General features: G+C 67.1%; 10 protein-coding genes. 9 read left to right on the top strand and 1 reads right to left on the bottom strand.

What is annotated here, in order from left to right:
- The first annotated feature begins 3 nt into the window (after positions 1–3).
- The 3 genes from ACNKF0_RS09875 (at position 4) to ACNKF0_RS09885 (ending at position 5,310) form a co-directional block, all read left to right on the top strand.
- A complete protein-coding gene (locus tag ACNKF0_RS09875) occupies positions 4–2,004 on the top strand; it encodes a site-specific DNA-methyltransferase (protein WP_416957948.1) in 2,001 nt (666 codons plus the stop codon).
- A 95-nt stretch (positions 2,005–2,099) separates the two neighbouring features.
- The gene (locus ACNKF0_RS09880) at positions 2,100–3,917 is read left to right on the top strand and encodes a DEAD/DEAH box helicase family protein (RefSeq protein WP_416957950.1); all 1,818 of its coding nucleotides are present in this window, start codon (positions 2,100–2,102) and stop codon (positions 3,915–3,917) included.
- 100 nt (positions 3,918–4,017) lie between these two features.
- Positions 4,018–5,310 (top strand): ISL3 family transposase, encoded by a 1,293-nt coding sequence (locus tag ACNKF0_RS09885; RefSeq protein ID WP_300639430.1) that lies wholly within the window; start codon positions 4,018–4,020, stop codon positions 5,308–5,310.
- 12 nt (positions 5,311–5,322) lie between these two features.
- On the opposite strand, the gene ACNKF0_RS09890 is transcribed toward ACNKF0_RS09885, so the two are convergent.
- A complete protein-coding gene (locus tag ACNKF0_RS09890) occupies positions 5,323–5,673 on the bottom strand; it encodes a hypothetical protein (protein WP_416957952.1) in 351 nt (116 codons plus the stop codon).
- Between the two features lie 51 nt (positions 5,674–5,724).
- Between ACNKF0_RS09890 and ACNKF0_RS09895 the strand changes: the two genes are divergently transcribed.
- From ACNKF0_RS09895 to ACNKF0_RS09920, 6 genes are all read left to right on the top strand, one after another.
- The gene (locus tag ACNKF0_RS09895; RefSeq protein ID WP_416957954.1) at positions 5,725–6,528 is read left to right on the top strand and encodes a hypothetical protein; all 804 of its coding nucleotides are present in this window, start codon (positions 5,725–5,727) and stop codon (positions 6,526–6,528) included.
- Positions 6,529–6,538: 10 nt separating this feature from the next.
- Positions 6,539–8,398 (top strand): DUF262 domain-containing protein, encoded by a 1,860-nt coding sequence (locus tag ACNKF0_RS09900; RefSeq protein ID WP_416957956.1) that lies wholly within the window; start codon positions 6,539–6,541, stop codon positions 8,396–8,398.
- 1,396 nt (positions 8,399–9,794) lie between these two features.
- Positions 9,795–11,417, top strand: a complete 1,623-nt coding sequence (locus ACNKF0_RS09905) for a TIGR02677 family protein (protein WP_416957958.1) — start codon at positions 9,795–9,797, stop codon at positions 11,415–11,417.
- Complete coding sequence (locus tag ACNKF0_RS09910; RefSeq protein ID WP_416957960.1) at positions 11,414–12,772, top strand: TIGR02678 family protein; 1,359 nt, start codon at positions 11,414–11,416, stop codon at positions 12,770–12,772. Before ACNKF0_RS09905 ends, ACNKF0_RS09910 begins: the two co-directional genes overlap by 4 nt.
- Complete coding sequence (locus ACNKF0_RS09915; protein ID WP_416957962.1) at positions 12,769–17,100, top strand: TIGR02680 family protein; 4,332 nt, start codon at positions 12,769–12,771, stop codon at positions 17,098–17,100. Before ACNKF0_RS09910 ends, ACNKF0_RS09915 begins: the two co-directional genes overlap by 4 nt.
- Entirely contained in the window at positions 17,097–18,497 is a 1,401-nt protein-coding gene (locus tag ACNKF0_RS09920) for a DUF2399 domain-containing protein (RefSeq protein WP_416957964.1), read from the top strand. The genes ACNKF0_RS09915 and ACNKF0_RS09920 overlap by 4 nt, the downstream gene beginning before the upstream one ends.
- Positions 18,498–18,590: the final 93 nt, after the last annotated feature.

Below are 18,590 nucleotides of genomic sequence, written 5' to 3' on the forward strand. Positions count from 1 at the left end.
CGAATGACGTCACCCGATCTCGCTGCGAGCAACGTCGCCAAGATCGCCGAGTGGTTCCCGGAGGTCATCACTGAGACTGTCGATGCGGAAGGGAACCCCATCAGCGCCGTCGACTTCGATCTGCTCCGGCAGGAGCTGTCAGACCACTTGGTGGAAGGCCCGCAGGAGCGGTACCAGCTCGACTGGCCGGGTAAGCGTGCCTCAGCATTCGCGGCCAACGCTCCCATCGCGAAGACGCTGCGGCCGGTTCGCGAGCAGTCCGTCGACTTCGATAAGTCGAAGAACCTCTTCATTGAGGGCGACAACCTCGATGCGCTGAAGTTGCTCCAAGAGTCGTACCTCGGCAAGGTGAAACTGATCTACATCGACCCGCCGTACAACACCGGGGGCGACTTCCTCTACGACGACAACTTCGCCGAGTCGAACCTCGACTATCTGCGCAACTCCGGACAGATTGACGAAGATGGGTTTCGGTTCGTTGCCAATCTCGAGTCCAGTGGGCGAATCCACTCGGCGTGGCTGTCCAGCATCTATCCCAGACTCAAGATCGCTCGAACTCTGCTCGCAGAAGACGGTGTCATGTTCGTCTCCATCGGCCGCGACGAGCAGGCGAATCTGCGCCGCGTCTGCGACGAGATCTTCGGTGAGAGGAACTTCATCGAGACGCTCATCTGGAACAAGCGAGTGCCCAAGAATGATGAGGGTGTTGGCAGTATCCACGAGTACGTCCTCGCGTACGCGCGAAACAAGGACGAGCTCGGCCCCCTGACGGTGGCAAAGGACGGAATCCAGGACGTCCTGGACCTCGTCAAGCGAGCCAAATCTCAGGGCAAGGACCTCAAGGAAGCCGAAGCGGAGCTCCGGGTCCTGTTCAAGAAGAACGGGTACGACCGAGGCATCACCCTCTACAACACGCTGACCGATGACTACCGGCTGTTCGGCAAGGTCAACATGAGCTGGCCCAATGGGAACACCGAGGGCCCGCGATATGACGTCCTGCACCCGAAGACTTCCGAGCCGGTCAAGGTTCCGGACCGAGGGTGGCGGTGGAAGTACGAGACATTCGTCGAGGCGTCTGGCTTCGACGCCAGCTCGGGCCAGTACAACAACATGGTCACGCTGCACGATGGGAGCTTCCTCTGCGGTCGGATCTGGTTCGCAGCCACGGATGCGCAGCAGCCGAGTTCGGTGACGTTTCTCGACGATGTAGAGCGGTTTCTTCTCCGATCTGTGATCTCGCTGAAGAGCGACGGCGGCGTCGAGGTAGAAGCGCTCTTCGGCGGAAAGTCACTGTTTCCGTATCCCAAGCCAACGTCGCTACTCAAGCAGTTGATTCAGTCCCACGCCGGCGCCCGAGACGGCATCGTCTTGGACTTCTACGCAGGTTCGGCGGCGACTGCGCATGCCGTGATGGAAGCAAACGCGGAGGATGGCGGGGAGCGTCAGTTCATCCTCGTTCAGGCGGATCCGCCGATCGATGCTGCATCTGAGGTCGCGAAGGCCGGCTTCTCGTCCATTGCAGACTTTGCGCGCGAACGTGTTCGTCGCGTCGCGACCCAGATCAGAGACGGGTCGGGCCTGAACGGTGAATCGCTCGATCTCGGGTTCCGAGCGCTACGGGTAGACACGACGAACATGGCCGACGTCCTCCGTACTCCAGACGAGACAACACAGGAGGCACTGGGCGGCTTGGAAGGCAGCGTCAAGACCGGGCGTACCGCCGAGGATCTGCTCTTCCAGGTTCTCCTGGATTGGGGCATGGACATCAGCGCTCGAATTGAAACCGAGCAGCTACACGGGAGCGCCGTCTTCAGCGTCGACGACGGTGCGCTGCTCGCTTGCTTCGACGGTGACGTCAGCCAGGATCTGGTCCGTGTGCTGGCGAAGCGTGAGCCGTTGCGTGCCGTATTCCGTGACTCGGGCTTCGCTTCCGACGACGCTCGGATCAACGCGGAGCAGATCTTCAAAGAGCTCTCGCCCGCGACCGACGTGAAGGCGATCTGAACTAGATGAAGCTTCAGTTCAAGATCCAGCCGTACCAGACCGACGCAGTCGACTCAGTAGTCGAGGTGTTTTCGGGCCAGCCCAGACGTACCGGAATGTCGTACAAGATCGACCCTGGCAAGGTGAACCCGACTGCCGCGCCGGCCCTATTCGAGACCAACACGACTCCCGACTCAGGTCTGCGCAACGCTGAGATCGAGATGTCCGCGTCTCAGCTGCTCGCCAACCTTCACCAAGTTCAGAAGTCTCGCAACCTGCCGCTGGCGTCGAAGGTCGTCGACAGCAAGGCCGCGCCTGGTGCACCCAACCTCGACATCGAGATGGAGACCGGCACCGGCAAGACCTACGTCTACATCAAGACGATCATGGAGTTGAACAAGCGCTACGGGTGGTCGAAGTTCATCATCGTCGTGCCGTCCGTGGCGATTCGCGAGGGTGTGAAGAAGTCTTTCGACGTCACGGCCGAGCACTTCCAGCAGACCTATGGCACGAAGCCGCGATCGTTCATCTACAACTCCTCGCAGTTGCATGAGCTCGAGCGATTCAGCTCCGACGCTGGCGTACAGGTCATGATCATCAACATCCAGGCCTTCAACGCGACGGGCAAGGACAATCGGCGCATCTACGACGTGCTGGACGACTTCCAGTCCCGCAGGCCGATCGACGTGATCAGTGCCAACCGGCCCATCGTCATCATCGACGAGCCCCAGAAGATCGGCGCCCCGAAGTCGCTGGAGGCGCTGTCGCGGTTCAACGCCCTGATGGTGCTGCGCTACTCCGCGACCCACAAGGTCGAGCACACCAAGGTTCATCGGCTCGATGCGCTCGACGCGTACAACCAGAAGCTCGTCAAGAAGATCGCCGTGCGGGGCATCACGGTCAAGGGGCTCGCTGGATCCACCGCATACCTCTATCTCGACGCAATCGAGGTCAAGAAAGGCCAGCCGCCTACCGCCCGGGTAGAGCTGGAGATCCAGCGCAAAGGCGTCAGTCAGATCGACAGGAGACTCAAACGAGTCACCAAGGGCGCCCGTTTGCATGATCTTTCCAATGGCATCGAGGCGTACAAGGACCTCGTCGTCACAGACATCAGCGCGATTGACGACACCATCACGCTGAGCAACGGGGAGGTCGTCGTTGCCGGGCAGCTCGCCGATCGCGACGTCACCGAGGAAACCAAGCGGCGCATCCAGATCCGCGAGGTCATACGTGCGCACATCGACAAGGAGCGGGAACTCTTCGGCCAAGACATCAAGGTCCTCTCGCTCTTCTTCATCGACGAGGTCGCCAAGTATCGGGACTACGACCGTGAGGACACGCTGGGCGACTACGCCCGACTGTTCGAGGAGGAGTACGACGCTCTCGTCGAGGAGGTACTCGGGGAGTTGGAACTCGACGGAGCAACGGCGGCCTACAAGAAGTACCTCAACCGAGACAAGGCCCGCGCAGTGCACCAGGGATACTTCTCGATCGACAAGAAGAGCAAGCGGCTGGTGGACGGTGACGTGCACAAGACGGGCGACGAGAAGGGTCAGTCCAAGGACGTAGCGGCGTACGACTTGATCCTGAAGAACAAGGAACGCCTCCTTTCGTTCGCGGAGCCGGTGCGGTTCCTGTTCTCGCACTCGGCGCTCCGCGAGGGATGGGACAACCCCAACGTCTTCGTCATGGGCATGCTGAAGAAGAGTGACAACACCATCTCTCGACGACAGGAGATCGGGCGCGGGCTGCGACTGGCCGTTGACCAGCATGGCGAGCGCATGGACAACCCGGTCACGGTCCACGACATCAACGAACTGACGGTTGTGACCGACGAGTCCTACACCGACTTCGTGGCCGGGCTGCAGAAGGAGATTGCCGAGTCGCTGGCGGCGAGGCCTCGGAAGGCAAGCGTCAAATTCTGGCTCATCTGATGCTTCCGTGGGTGGTTGATCGCGTCTGAATGGCCGCACGCCGTTCCCGCTCTAGGTTTCTGGCTTGTCGAGAGTCAGGAACCACGGAACGGAGAACGGCGTGCGAAACGCCAGCCTATGGCGCGCCCTCTTGGGCGTCGAGAACACCGTCATCGAGGCAATCGAGTTCAGCGAGGTCGAGGACATCGTGATCGCGCACGTGCGACCACGGCGAGCTGCTCGGGGCCGCTGCGGACGATGCGGCACCAGAGCCGCCTGGTACGACCACGGAGAAGGACGCCGACGGTGGCGAAGCCTGGATCTCGGAACAGTCGAGGTCTTCCTCGAGGCCGACGCGCCAAGGGTCAACTGCCCGGTCCACGGGCCGACGGTGCGGCATGTGCCCTGGGCGCGTCACGCGGCCGGTCACACGTTCAGCTTTGACCAGCAGGTCGCCTGGCTGGCCACCCAGTGCTCGAAGTCCGCGATCACCCAGTTGATGCGGATCGCGTGGCGGACCGTGGGATCGATCATCGCCCGGGTCTGGGCCGACACCGCCGAAGGGATCGACGCCTTCGCCGGACTGCGCCGCATCGGCATCGATGAGATCTCCTACAAACGCAACCACAAGTACCTGACCGTCGTGGTCGACCACGACACCGGCCGGCTGGTGTGGGCCAAGGCCGGACGCGACCGCGCCACCCTCGAGGAGTTCTTCGACGCACTGGAAGCCTCCGGCGAAGGCAGGTGCGCCCAGATCACCCATGTCACAGCCGACGGCGCGGACTGGATCGCGGACGTTGTGCGGCGACGCTGCCCAGCCGCGGTCCGGTGCGCCGACCCCTTCCACGTCGTCGGCTGGGCCACCGATGCCCTCGACGCCGTGCGACGAGACGCCTGGAACCAGGCCAGACGCGCGGGCCACACCCGCCCCGCCGGTTGGCAGAACGGCCGGGCGGTTACGGTCGCAACCGGACACGCTCGCGCTCTCAAGCACGCCCGCTACGCACTGTGGAAGAACCCCGAGAACCTCACCGACAAGCAGCAGACGAAGCTTGCGTGGATCGCCAAGACTGATCCTCGGCTCTACCGCGCCTATCTGCTCAAAGAAGGCCTGCGTACCGTCTTCAAGCTCCCAGCAGACGAGGCCGCCGAGGCGCTGGACCGATGGGTCGCGTGGGCACGGCGCTGCCGGATCGCATCGTTCGTCAAGCTCCAGCAGCGCATCACCAAGCACCGCGCCGAGATCCTCGCCGCCATCGACCACGGCCTATCCAACGGCCTCATCGAATCGGTCAACACCAAGATCCGGCTCATCACCAGGGTGGCCTTCGGATTCCGCTCACCCGACGCCCTCATCGGCCTCGCGATGCTCAACCTAGGCGGACACCGACCGCTGCTGCCCGGCCGATGACCCACGGATCAGTCAGAAGAGCCCAAATTCTTCACTGGCAAGACGATCCACACCGCGGATGGCGAATCGGTCGTCGAGGAAGCGCTTGCCCAGGCGCTCTACAAGTACCTGGTCAAGAACGATTACATCAACGATGACGACACGGTCTCGGAGGCCTACCTTGAGGCCAAGGAGAATGGAACCCTCGCCGAGCCGACGTCCGATGTCCTGAAGCCCGTCATTGACTTCGTCTGGCCGCTGGTCGAGGCGCTGTACATCGATCTGCCCGTTCCTCCAGACGCTCGAAAGCCGAAAAAGATCCCGCTCAACGAGGCGAACTTCAATAGGAAGGAGTTCCAGGAACTCTGGAGCCGGATCAACCACAAGGCCGTCTACCAGGTCGAGTTCGACTCAGCCGAGTTGATTGGCAAGTGCGTGGGATCTCTCGACACCCACTTGAACGTCGCCGCCATGCAGTACGTCATTCAGGCCGGCCAGCAGCGGGAGTCACTTGACGCTGATGACCTGGCTAGTGGTGCGGGATTCGATGTCTCGACGACCTCAACCCAGACCGAGACCGTGTCAGCCGGGTCTCAAGTCCAGTACGACCTGCTCGGGGAGATCACGGAGAAGACCCAACTCACCCGGCGCACCGCCGCTGCGATTCTTGGCCGGATCAACCCGAACACCTTCGCGAAGTTCCGCCTCAATCCGGAGCAGTTCATTACGGAAGCTGCACGCCTGATCAACGAGCAAAAGGCCACGGTCATCGTTGAGCACCTCGCGTACGACGCGCTCGAAGACCGCTTCGACACGGCCATCTTCACGGAGAACCAGAGTGCCCAGGACTTCGCGAAGGTCGGCGAGAAGCTCAAGAAGCACGTGTACGACTACGTCGTCACGGATTCAAAGGTCGAGCGGGACTTCGTCACCGAACTGGACACGAGCACGGAGGTCGCGGTGTACGCCAAGTTGCCCCGCGGCTTCTTTATCCCGACCCCCGTCGGCAATTACAACCCCGACTGGGCGATTGCGTTCACGGAGGGTTCGGTCAAGCACGTGTACTTCGTCGCCGAGACGAAGGGCTCCCTCTCCACCTTGCAGCTCAAGGGCGTCGAGGACGCGAAGATCGAGTGCGCCCGGAAGTTCTTCGCAGACGTCAACAAGAAGTTCGAGGGCCAAGTGAAGTACGACGTAGCCGACAGCTACTCCAAACTCATGGAACTCGTGACGGGATAAGGGGATGACAGTGACCGAGATCGATCGCACCATCGACGGCGTCGCCAAGACGATCGCTGAAGTCCTTGAGAAGAAGAAGTACTCGATCGACTACTACCAGCGCGAGTACAAGTGGGAGTCCAAACAGACCGCCGAGCTGGTCGCGGACCTCACTGCCAAGTTCCTCGACCTGTACCAGCCTGACCATGCCCGCAAGGACGTCGCGAAGTACCCCGGCTACTTCCTCGGGTCGATCATCATTTCGCAGAAGGGGAGTCAGCCGTTCGTGGTTGACGGCCAGCAGCGGCTGACGAGCCTGACGCTGTTTCTGACCTACCTGCGGCGGCTTCAGGAGGGACGCGAGGAGGTCGTCAACATTGACGAGCTCATTTACTCCGAGAAGTTCGGTGAGAAGTCGTTCAATCTCGATGTTCCCGACCGAAACCACTGCATGGAGGCCCTGTTCGAGTCCGGTGAGTACGAGCCGCCGTCGGACTCTCCGGAGTCCGTGCACACGTTGGTGAACAGGTACTCGGAGCTGGACCGGCTCTTCCCGGACGAGTTGAAGGAGGAGGCGCTGCCGTTCTTCATCGACTGGTTGAAGGATCGCGTCCAGCTTGTTCAAATCACGGCCTACAGCGACGATGACGCGTACGCCATCTTCGAGACGATGAACGACCGCGGCCTCAAGCTCACCCCGGCGGACATGCTCAAGGGCTACTTGCTCGCGAACATGGAGGACGGGAAGCCGCGTACCAAGGCAAACGAACTTTGGCGCAAGCGGCTGCGCAACCTCGATGAGCAGGCGGAGGATGCCAGTTCGGACTTCCTCAAGACCTGGCTCCGTAGCCAGTACTCCACGAAGATCCGTGAGCGCAAGAAGGGCGCGCGCCCCGAGGACTGGGACCGGATCGGCACGGAGTTTCACCGCTGGCTTCGTGGCGCTCACGACAGCGTCGGGCTGAAGTTTCGCGAGGACTTCTATCAGTTCGTCGTCCGAGACCTCGATTTCTATAGCCGCCACTACGCGCGCATTCTCGACGCGTCGACGGGCCCCTTCCAGCCGGACAGCCCACTGCGGTTCATTCGGTTCAACTCCGACCTTGGCTTCACCCTCCAGAACCAGCTGCTGTTGGCGCCGTTGCAAGTCAACGACAACGCAGCGGCGATCGACAGGAAGCTGGAGGTGGTCGGTCGCTTCACGGACATCCTGTTGGCACGACGCATCTGGAACTTCCGCGCAACGGCGTACTCCACGATGCAGTACGCCATGTTCAACGTCATGCGCGACATCCGGGGTCTCAGTCCGGATGCCCTCGCGAAGGTGCTCCGCGACTACCTGGTCAAGATCGACGAGACGTTCGACTACGACGGCCTCTACGTCCATCAGCAGAACAGGAGCCAACTCCACAAGATCCTCGCTCGCATCACCGACCACATCACCGTGAAGTCAGGCCAGGCCTCGAATTACATCGAACTGACCAACGGCGCGAAGGTGAAGTACGAAGTCGAGCACATCTGGGCCGACCACCCCGACCGGCACACGGACGAGTTCAGCCACGAGGCTGACTTCGCACGTCACCGAAATCGGATCGGTGACTTGCTGCTGCTGCCCAAGCAGTTCAACGCCAGCTACAACGACGAGACGTACGCCAAGAAGCGCCCGAGGTACTTCAGCCAGAACCTCCTTGCCGCCAGCTTGGATCCGCAGGCCTACGAGAAGAACCCAGGGTTCCTGGCTTTCGTCAAGGAATCGGTCCTGTCGTTCCACGCCCATGAGGAGTTCAAGGCGGCCGACATCGTCGAACGCGGCAACCTCTATCGGGACATCGCCAAGCATGTCTGGAACCCTGAAGACCTTCTTGCCGTCGCGGCGGGCGAGCTCCCGTGACGAACTTCAACGACCTCCGGTTGGCGCCATTGGGTGGCGAACAAGGCCTCCGCGACGCGGGCATGCAGCGTGCGCTCTTGGCGGCGCTAGAGGACGGCGAGGTAGCCCAGGCGCTCTACTCGGTGAGCGCGCACGTCTGGTTCGCGGCGGTCCTGACCGATCGAGCCTTGCTGCTCGTGAAGGGCGCAGTCCGGGCCAAGGTCACCCGTGTGCCGTTTCCGCTCGACGTGATTCGAGGGCCGCGTGCTACGAAGAAGGGCGTCCGCTTGCGCACCAGCCTGGGGGTCAAGACGCTGTGGGGCTCGAAACTCGACCCGGACATGGCTCGCCTGCTGGCGTGCGCGTCGTCCAGTGGATCCTCAGGCACCGCTACTCCGCGGAATTCGAGCAAAGCGGCTCCCGTGGCTTCTTCAGAACTGAACTCGGCGCCAGGTTCTGCGGTCGCGATCCAACGGCAGGGGGACGCCGACAGTGCCGCGCGACTCACCCGGCGCGAACGCGCAGAGGCTCGGCGTCGAGCGGGGAAGAAGCCGCGTAGGCCCAGGCTCCAGAAGGCCGGCCGTGCGTGGGTCGGATTTCCGCCGAGCTCAACGATCTGGGACGTCTCCTACAACTGTGTGAAGTGTGGGCGCGCGCTGACCAACCCGAACAGCCAGCGGCACCGAGTAGGCACGGACTGCATCAAGCGTTACGGGTCTCAAGCGCGCAAGATCACCAACCCCGCTCACACAGAGTGGTCGGCACGAAAGGCGCGGGCGGACGTCGACCGCATCGCCCAACAGGTTTCCTACGACGCGGAGTTCGCTCGCGCGTCTACGGTGTACGTCGAGGCGCTGGAGGCCTGGCGCACGGTTCGATCGGGTCGCGACGCTCGACATCCCGGCCCCGTCGACCCTCGAACTGGGTCCCCGCAGTCTCGGTAGCCCGTGCGTTCTATGCGTTCGGTTGTGACCCTCGGGAGCCGAACGCTTCGATGGCGCACTTTGGGCGCACTTTGCGCACCGCACACCCGATTCCGCGCTGGCGGACGGGCGTCGGCCATAGTCGGGCCTACTTGTTGGGCGCAGCCCCATGGTCCGACCCGGAGCCTGGAGCAAGGCGGTCGGTGGCCGCCCGGTAGTCCGGCACCACCAGCTTCCGGTTGACGTAGTGGCGCTCGGTCACAGTCTTTGGAGGTGTGGCCGAGCTGGTTCTTGGCCGCCTCGGCGTCGTAGACCTCGTCGATCTCGGTTGGCCTCGAGCCCGGTACGGACGCCGTTGTCAGGGCGGCGATCTGGAAACCGGGTGGGACTGTCGGCGCCGTTGCGTAACCTCGCCGATCACGGCGACTGCCGAGCACCACCACTCCCGCGCGGTGACGCGGGTCAGGCCTGCGGCATGACGGAGGAGGGTCCGCGTGACAGAGCACCAGGACACGGCCGCGGCCGAGGCATCGGGCGAGCACGCCCCGCCGCCCGCGGACGGTGACGCCGTGGACGACGGCGACATCGCCGACTTCGACGCCGGCAGACGCACCGACCTGTACCGGTACGTCACCGCGGATAGCGCTTCCGACTACCTGGCCGTGATGGACCTGTTCACCGCCACCCTGCTCACCGACCTCTCGGCGGCCGAGGTGCACACCTCCCTGGTCGCCGACGGCCTCGACGCGCGCGTCGAGGAGGTCGAGTACCTGTGCCGTCGGCTCGAGGAGTGGGGCAACGTGGTCCGCTCCGTGCGGGACGCACGCGTCGCGACCGTCAGCGAGTACCTGCGCTCCCGTTCCCGCTACCAGGTTTCCAAGCTCGGCGGCCGTGTCCACCGCGACGTCGGAGCGATCCTCGTCGCCAGCGACGGTGCCCGCGAGGTCGCCCGCGAACTCCTCGGCGGGACCGCAACCGTCCTGGCCCGCATCGCGAAAGCCATCGACACGATCCGGAACACGGGCAACAGCGCGCGCGTCGACGTCGAGACGCTTGCCGCCGACGTCACCACCGTCTTCCTAAACCAGCGCGCGTTCTCCGAGTCGGCCACCGACTTCTACGCGTTCGTCCAGGGCCGCATCTCCCGCTACGACCTCGCCGGGGACGAGTTCGCCGCGTTCAAGACGATGCTCCTCGACTACGTCGAGCTCATCAGCGCCGACGTGTCGCGGCACGCAACCGGCATCGCCGCGACCCTGGTACGCATCGAGGGCGGCCTTGACGTGCTCCTGCCGGCCCTCGACACCCTCCCGGGCCTGGCCGAAGCCGGCACCGAACGGTCCCCAGGACGCCGCCGTGAGGACTGGGTGGACCTCACCGCCTGGTACACCGGACGGCGCGGCCGCTCCGGGCCCGACCAGCTCCGCGGCGCGGCCGACCAAGCGCTTGGGCAGCTCCTGTCGAACGCGAAACGGATGCTCGCCGCCGCCGGCACTGGGGTGTCCCGGCGCGCCGACCTGCTGAAGCTGGCCACCTGGTTTGACACGGCCGACACCGCTACCTGTCACCGGCTCTACGACGCCGCGTTCGGTGCCTACCCGGCCCGGCACGCAATCCACGGCCCCGACGAGGACAACGGCCGTGCCGGCCCGACCACCTCCTGGTGGGACGACGACCCGGTCGACGTGCCCCTGAGCCTGCGCGAACGCGGCGACCGCACCGCCCGCGGGCGAACCTCACGGATCCCCGACCCGGGGCTCATCCGCGAACAGCTCATCGCCCAGGCGCACGCGGAAGACGAACGCAAGCGCCTCGCAGCGGCCGAGTTGTGCGCCGCCGGACATCTCAACGGAGCGCACGTCTCGCCGGCGGCCCAGCAGCTGCTTCTCGTCCTGCTCTCCGACCTGCTCGCCCGCGCGCAGAGCCTCGACGGCAAGAGCAGCACGACCGACACCGACCTCGCCCTGCGCCTGACCGCGACCCCGGACCCGGACGCGGCCACCGTGATCCACAGCCCGGACGGAGACCTCACCATCCACGGCATGACGCTCACCACCCGAGCCATCACCCAGCCCGGCACCCAGCCGGGGAGCCCGAGCATGGCGGCAACGTCATGACCGAGAACTTCACCGACAGCACCGCCGCGGGCCGCGATGGGACGCGGATGAGCGCGGCCGGTGCCGCGGGGACGAACGAGGCAGCCGCCGCCCAGCGCCGCGAAGCAGCGCGGGCGCTGGAGATGATCCCGATCCTGACCGCCGCCAAGCACCCCGACCAGCTCGCTCTGATCCGACGGCACGCGCCCGCACTCAAGCAGTCCTTCCAGACGGTGCTCGGCTACCCGCTCGTCATCGAGGCCAGCTTCGCCCGCCTGACCAAGCCGCCGCTGCCCGCCGACGTCGAGCCCCGCGGAGCGGTCCGCGCCAACAACACGCCCCTGTCTCCGCGCGCGTACACGTTCCTCGCGTTGGTCTGCGCAGGGCTTCTGGCACCGGGCACCGGCGAGCAGGTCGTCATGTCCGCCCTCGTCGAACAGGTCCGCAGCGACGCCGCGACCGCCGGCATCGACGTCGACGACACCATCACCGACCGGCGCGCCCTGGTCGCCGCGATCGGCCACCTCACCGACGTCGGGCTGCTCGTCGAGACCGACGGCAGCGTCGCCGCCTGGGGAGAGCGCCACGAGGAGGCGCTGCTGTCGATCAACCGGGCGCTGCTCCCGCACATCCTCGCCCGCTCCCTCGCCGGTCTCATCGAGCCTCACGAAGTCTGGGAGCCCGCCGAGGACGCCGCAGACCCCCAGCCGCGGCGCACTCTGCGCCGACGGCTCGTGGAGAACCCGCTGACGCGTCGCGAGCACCTCACCGACGCCGAAGCTGACGCCCTGTCGCGCGAACGCCGCGACATCGGCCGGGCGCTCGACGACGCGTTCGGGCTCATCGTCGAAGTTCGCCTCGAAGGTGCCCTGGCCTACGACCCCGACCAGGACCTCACCGACATCGCGTTCCCTGGCCAGGGGACGGTCTCCCAGGCCGCGCTCCTGCTCGTCGACGCGCTCGTCGACAACCACAAGCCGGACGCGAGCACCACGGCCCTCGTCGACGGGAACCCGGTACCCGGCCTGCTGTGCGCGTGGGACGACGTCGACGCCGAGCTCGATGACCTCATCAGCCGCAACGTGCGCTCCTGGCGAGCTGGCGTCGCCGAGGACCCTAGAGGTCTACGCAACGACGTCGTCGCCCGCCTCCGTGCCGTCGGCCTCGCGATCGCGACCGACACGGGGCTCGTCCTGCACCCGGCGTGCGCCCGGTACCGGCCCGAACCGGTCCGCACACCCTCCCGCGCACGCACCACCCGGCCCGCCGCAGACGACGCACCGGACACCGTCAACGACGACCCCGACCTGTTCGACCCCGACCCGTCCGACCCTGACCTGTTCGCCACCGAAACCCCTGGGAGCAGCACATCGTGACCACGACCGAGCAGCCCGAGACCGGCACCCGCTTCGACTTCGACTTCGCTGTCGCCGTCGACGACCTCTCCGACACCCCGGTCCAGCACCACCCGAACCGGTGGCAGCTGCACCGCGCCGGCATCACGAACGTGTGGTTCTACTACGACACCGAGTTCGACTTCTCCGGGGGCCGGCTCGTGTTGCGCGGCACCAACGGGTCCGGCAAGAGCCGCGCCCTGGAGATGCTGCTGCCGTTCCTCTTCGACGCCGACCGGCGCCGCATGGACGCGACCGGGTCCGGGAAGGTCCAGCTCACCGACCTGATGAAGGCCGGCGCCGAAGGCGCGTCGAACCGGGTCGGGTACCTGTGGGTCGAGCTGCGCCGCCCGCTCGACGACACCGACCCGCTCGACGCCGACCTGCTCGCCTCCGGCGCCACCCACACGTGGATCACGCTCGGCGCCCACCTGCGCTACTCGAGCTCGACGACCGAGGTGAAGGTCCACTACTTCACCACCGACCTGCGCGTAGGACACGACCTGCCGCTGATGACCGAGGCTCGCGAACCGCTCTCGCGTGACCGGCTGACCGAGCTCGTCGGCGCCGACCGGGTGGTGGTCTCCCCGGCAACCCACCGCGACCGGGTCCGCGCCACCGTGTTCGGGCTCACCGGGGAGAGCGGCGCCGAACGGTACAACGGGCTGCTCCAGCTCCTGCACACGCTCCGTTCACCCGACGTCGGCAACCGCATCGAGGAAGGCCGGCTCCCGCAGATCCTCACCGACGCGCTCCCGCCGCTTGCCGAGAACGCCCTGAACGCCGCAGGCGAACAGCTCGACTCGCTTTCGGAGACCCGCGCCCAGCAGGAACGTCTCGAAGCCGCCCTCGAGCACGTGAAGACGTTCCTCGGCACGTACCGCCGCTACGCGGCCGCGACCATCGCGACGTCCGCGCAGCAGGCCCGGGAGAGGGCCGACAAGGTCACCACGCAGACCCGGCTCGCCGACGAGCTCCGCACCCGCCACGACCAGCTCGAGGGTGAGCGCGTCGACGCCCAGACGCTCGTCGACGAGCTCGTGGTCGCGATCAGCGAGCTCGACGCGACCATCGTGGGCATCAAGGAGTCCCCGGCCTACGCGGCCGCGCGAGACCTCGACGCCCGCCGCGGAACCGTCACCGCACTGGCCCGCACCGCCGAGATCGGTCTCGCCGGAGCAGCGACCGCACGCGACCGCGAGGCAGCTCTCGTCGCTGACGCGGACGCCGCCGCCGGCGACGTCGTCGACGCTGCATCGCGAGCCGGCGCCGATGCCGACCAGGCACGGATCGCGCTGACCGAGGGTGGCGTGCCCGCCGGTGTCCTCGCCTCCATCCCGACCCAGGTCCACGCGTCCGCAGACGAACCCGCACTGAAGTCCGCCAGCGTGCGCGTACACCGCGACGACGATCCGGTGGCCCTCACCCGCCCCGAACCGTCCGTGCTCCGAGTCGTGCCCGACGACCTGGCTTCAGCAGTGGCCGGGGTCGAGCAGGTACAGCGGGTGGCCGCCGCCCGCAGCGACCAGGCGTTCCACCGCGCCCGCGAGGCGCGCCAGGTCGACACGCTGCGGTCCACGGCAGACAGCGCCCAGGAACGCTCCAGCGAACTCGACCAGACGCGCGAGAAGTTCGAGGGAGAAGCGACGGCCCGAGCCGAGGACCTGGCCCAGGCCGTCGAGACCTACCTAAGGGCGTGGCACTCCTGGCGCATTGACGCCGCCACCGTGACCGCGTTCACCACCACCGACACGGGAACCGGCCGGGCAGTCATCCTGGACGACGCTCTCGCCCAGACGGCTGCCGCGGCCATCTCCGCCGATGACCTGTACACGGCAGGCGAGGAGCTCCTGACCGCGCTCGACCGTGCCGCCGCGCGTGCAGCCGAACCGGTCCGCGACCTGCACACCCGCCGACTGGCCGCCCTGGACACGGCGGACACCAGCGACGCACAGCGCGCAGCGGACCTGGGTCGCGAAGCCGACGCGCTGCGCGCAGCCGTGGACCCGGCGCCCCCGCTGAGCCCGTGGGCCATGCCGGCCGACGGGGTCATGCTCTGGCAGGCGGTCGACTTCCAGGACACCCTCGACGCCGACCAACGTGCCGGCCTCGAAGGGGCGCTGCTCGCCTCCGGGCTCCTGAACGCGACCTTGAGCGTCGACGGCACCGCCCACGCCGTCGACGGCGCCACCCTGGTCAGCGCGACCGGCCCGCAGGCCACCCACCCCCTCTCGACGCTCCTGCGCCCGGACCCGGCCGCCGACGTCGACCAGGACCTGGTCGCCGCCCTCCTCGAACGGGTCTCGACCGCCCCCAGCACCGGCGCAGCCGGCACCCCGAACGGAGCCGGACAGGCCGTCGACGAGGACGTGCCCCTGGCCGTCGCGGTCTGCGGCGCGTGGAGCAACGGGCCGCTACGCGGGACCCACCAGCGCGACCGTGCCCGCCACGTCGGCGCCGCCGCCCGGGCAGCAGCGCGCGAGGAACGGCTCGTCGAGATCGCCACCGAGCTGGCCACGTTGGCCGCGGCCGCTGAACAGCGCGCCCTCGACGCCGCCCAGACCCGCGACCTCATCGCCGCGCTCAAGCAGGTCGTGGCGACAGCGCCAGCCACCCGCCCCATCCACTCCGCCCGCACCCGCCTCGACGACGCGGCACGCCGAGCCGACGAAGCCGCTGCCGCTGCCGTCACCGCCGCACGCATCGCACAAGAACGCCGCGCCGAATGGGCAGCGGCCCGCGAGGCCCACCGAGCCGTGTGCGCCGAGCTCGCGTTCCCCGATGGCGCGGAGGCCCTCGACGAGGTCGGACGCGCGAGCCGGTCCGCAGCCGGCCGATGCCGCGACGCAGTCACCTCGCTGCGGCGTACCGACGAGGCCCACACGAAGCACCAGGCCCGTCTCGACCAGCTCCCGGCGGCTGCCAAGGCTCGCGAGGGCGCGGAGCTGGCGGCCACGTCCGACTGGGCCGTCTGGCACCGCGAGGCAGCCGAGTTCGCCGCCATCGAAGCCAACGTCGGCGCCGACGCGTCCACCGCGCAAGCCGAGCTCAAGCAGGCACGCGAACTGCACCGAGCCCACAGCGACGACCTGGAACGCTGGCGCAGCGAGTACAGCAACCTGGTCGCCCAGTGCGCCACCGCACTGGTCAACGCCGACAACGCCGCCGACGACGTCGCCACCGCGAAGGTCACACTGACCGACGCGACCTCCGAGCTGTTGCGACGGCTCGCGCTGCCCGGCCTGGCCGCCGCCGCGTTCACGAACGACCTCGAGCCGCCATCGCTGCCGGAGATCACGCCCAAGGCTGTCCGCGACCTGACCCTCAAACTCGAAGAGGGGCTACGAGCCCACCAGGGCAAGGCGGACGAGAACACGCTCCTGGCTGCCCAGCAGCGTCTCGAACGCGATCTGTCCGGCACGTTCGACGTCACCCCCCGCATCGACGACGGCGTCCGGCTGGTGACGTTGAGCGACGCGACCGGGTCGCGCAGCATCGCGCAGGCTGCCGTCGGACTGGACCAGGCGGCCGCCACCGGCCGGTCGGCGCTGACCGACCGGGAACGTGACGTGTTCACCGAGTTCGTCCTCGGCGGCGTCGCCGAAGAGCTCCGCCGCCGGCTGAACCAGGCCGGCGAGCTCGTCGATGCGATGAACGCGTCGCTGGCCGAGATCCGCACCAGCCACGGCATCGGGGTCAAGCTGCGGTGGAAGCTCGACGACGACTCCGACCGGACGGCGAGCCGCATCCGGGAACTGGTCGCGACCGTCGGCCAGCTCCGCTCGGCCGAGCAGACCTCCGAGCTGACCGACCTGCTGCGGGCCCGCGTCTCCGAGGCGTTCGACGCCGACCCGTCCGCCGGGTACGCGGTACACCTGGCCGGCGCGCTGGACTACCGCGACTGGCACCGCATGAACGTCATCATCCTCGGCCCGAACCCCGGCCAGGAGCGGCTGATCGGCCGCAAGGCGAAGCTGTCGCAGGGGGAGACCCGGTTCGTGTCGTACGTGGCGTTGTTCGCCGCCGTCGACGCGTACCTGTCGGGACTGCCGAATCCGGACCGGGCGCTGCGGATGCTGCTGCTCGACGACGCGTTCGCGAAGGTCGACGACCCTACGATCGGTGAGCTGATGGGGCTCCTCGTGCGTCTCGACCTCGACTTCGCGATGACCGGGCACGCCTTGTGGGGGACCTACCCGCAGGTGCCGTCCCTGGATGCCTACGAGGTACGTCGCGCCGACGAGGGCGCGGCGGTGACCACGCACACGCATTGGGACGGCCGGAACCGGCACCTGCGAGCGGCGCGATGACCAAGACGGCGGCCGTGCCGGAGCCCGCACGCTCCTACCTCGCGGCACCATGCCTGGCGCCGGTGTGGGTGGCGGTGCGGACCAAGCTCGAGAAGGGCGCGTTGGCGCCGACCGGGGCGGTTTCGGTCGACCTGGACACGGACGCGGCCGAACGGATCTCCGGGCTGCTCGGTGCCGGATCGAAGCCGCTGCGGCCGGGCCGCCGACGTCTGGACCTCGCAGCCCTGGACGCGGCGCTGCGCGGCTCGGCAGCCCAAGCTGGTCTGGTTGCGGTCGTCGCTGACCTGACGGGGTCTACCCTGGTTGACCGCGCCGTAGTTCGGGCGCACGATCGGCAGGTCCGGACCGATTTGTTCGGCACACTCGATGCGGCCCTCGCCGGTGCGGGGTGTGCCGCGGCGCCGTGGGTACCGACGTTCTGTGACGGCGTACGTCGAGCCGGTGTGCTCAGCAAGGCCGGGGACGAGGCGTGGGATGCGGTCGGCGCGTTCGGTCGGGTTCTGGGCGAGCTGGTCGCCGCCGGAGCGTTGCCGACCCACTTCGACCTAGCCGGACGCCCGGCGGCCGACGACCCACACGGTGTGAACGGCGGTGGAGTGGCCGGTGTAGCGCTGATGTTGGGTGAGCTGGGTGAGCTCGCCACGCGGGGTACCGGGGATGCGCACGGGCTGGACGGGGGTCGGGTGACTGCGGCGCTGGTGCTGCGCGCTGCTGCAGCCGCTTTCGGGGTACCGGTCCCGACGTCGGCGACGGAGCGGCGGGAGGTGTGGGCTCGGCTCGGGGTCAGCCCGGACGCGGTGTCAGGGACCGTGCTGTCGTGGGGACTGCGCCCTCCCGGGGATGACGCCTGGTCGGCGATGATGCGCCAGCGTGCAGACCTGGGCCTGGTGACCCACCTGACCGTTCAAGAGCTCGAGGCGGCTGGGGTGCTCGGCGAGCACGAGCAGATTGCCGTGACGCCGCCGGGCACGGTGGTGTGGGCGTGTGAGAACCCTCAGGTTCTGCAGGCGGCGGCCAGGGCGATGGTGCCGGGACCGTTGCTGTGTACAGCTGGGAACCCGGCGTCGGCCGGGTGGCGGCTGCTGGACCGGCTGTGCCGTGCCGGTGTCGTCGTTCGCTATCACGGTGACTTCGACTGGCCCGGTGTCGCGATCGCGGGCCGACTGATCGGCCTCGACGTCGAGCCGTGGCGGATGGGCGCCGGCGACTACGACGAAGCCGTCGTTGCCGCGCCGGGTCGCAGCCGGGTCGCGCTCACCGGACGTGAGGCCGCGACCCCGTGGGCACCTGAGCTCGCGGCCCGCATGCGCACGGTCGGGGTCGCGGTCCACGAGGAAGCTCTCATCAGCTTCCTTCTCGCAGACTTGGCCGACGCAGCAGCGGGATTGTCCGACTAGGCCTACCGTGCTCGCGCCGAGAACCGGATGTTTGACTGGCTCGAGGGACTACGTGATCGCCGCATAAGGAGAAGTGGCCAGTTGTGCCGCAGT

The organism is Nocardioides sp. T5, from assembly GCF_048161455.1.
GTDB lineage: Bacteria > Actinomycetota > Actinomycetes > Propionibacteriales > Nocardioidaceae > Nocardioides.